This is a genomic window from Microvirga sp. P4_G7 (assembly GCF_056401005.1).
Map to the genome: position 1 here is coordinate 1 of NZ_JBFUKD010000849.1, position 1,376 is coordinate 1,376.

At 64.7% G+C, this 1,376-nt stretch carries 1 protein-coding gene; it reads left to right on the forward strand.

Features of this window, described 5'->3' with window-relative positions; all coding sequences use genetic code 11:
• Nucleotides 1–1,376, forward strand: a 1,376-nt coding sequence (locus tag AC1DT3_RS21295; RefSeq protein WP_477467180.1) for an apolipoprotein A-IV repeat region-like domain-containing protein, incomplete at both ends; no start/stop codon positions are given.

Here is a 1,376-nt window from a genome sequence, read left to right on the forward strand (position 1 = left end):
TTGCCGACGACATCTCGTCCCGCGCCGCATTGATGCGCGAGCAGATCGCCGATGCGGGCGCGAATGTGGGCGAGGAGCTGGCTTCTCGTGGCAACACACTGCGCGAGCAGATCGCGACCACCGCGACGTCGGTGCTCGACGAGTTCACCGCGCGTGGCACCACCCTTCAGGAAAAGCTCTCATCCACCGCCCGCGAAGTCGTCGACGAAATCGTGGTCCGTGGCGGCGAAGTGCGCAGCCAGCTTCAGGACGCAGTGCGCATGGCGGACGAGTCGATCGGCGGTCGTGTCGAAGACCTCGCCAACAGGCTGGAAAGCGCAAGCCAGCGCGTGAGCGAGACTGTCACCGTCCAGGGCCAGGCGCTCGAAAGCAGCCTGACGGAAATGGGCAGCCGCGTTACGGCCATCGTCGGCACGCAGGTGGACCAGTTCCATACCGTGTTCGACGCCAAGGGCCGCGAGTTCGCCGATGCGCTGTCGCAGCAATCGAACGATGCCCACAACCGTCTCGCCTCCACCGGCAAGGACATCGTGCTGGCGATCGCAAGCCAGGGATCGCGCGTCAACGAGGCGCTCGGCCGTACGGTCGATACCCTTACCGAAACCGTCACGCAGCGTAGCCAGGAAATCGAAGAGAACCTCGGCTCGCGTCTCGCTGCTTTCGAGGACATCGTCAGCCGCAGTTCGACGGCCGCTGAGCGCATGTCGAACGAGATCGGCAGCCTGACCGATACGGTCAATGGCCGCCTGGAAGAGATGGACCGCCTCATCACAGTTCAGGGCCGCACCGTCGCCGAAACGATCGGCGAACGCACCCGCGAGGCGACTACCGCCATCGAGGCCCAGTTGACCGCATTCGAAGAGCATGCGGGCCGGCGCACGACGGAAATCACGTCGAGCTTCGACAGCATCGTCGAACGCGTCGATCATGCGCTCAGCTCTCGTTCGACGGCCCTCAACGAAGCGTTGGTGGTCCGCACGGGCGAGCTGGCTCGCGTCATGGCGGAAGGCGGCCGCGACGTTGCCAACGCCCTGCAAGTGCGCGTCGACGAAATCAGCCAAGCCGTCTTGGCAAAGAGCACGTCGATCGCCGACACGCTCGCAGCGAAGGCCGAACAGATCCGCGAAGTGCTCGGCTCTCAGGCGGACGAGATCAACCTGGTTCTCGGCAGCCGCGCCGATGCGATCAGCCAATCGCTCGGTGGTCGTGCCGACGAGATCGTCGCCGCTCTCGACGAGCGCGTGGCGACGTTCGAAGACCGTGTCGTCAATCGCCTCGAGCGGGTATCGGCGAACCTCGACGAGAAGAGCAATGCCGTCACCGGTTCTCTCGGCAACCGCATTGCCGAGATCGCGCAGATCTTCGAGAGCCAAGGT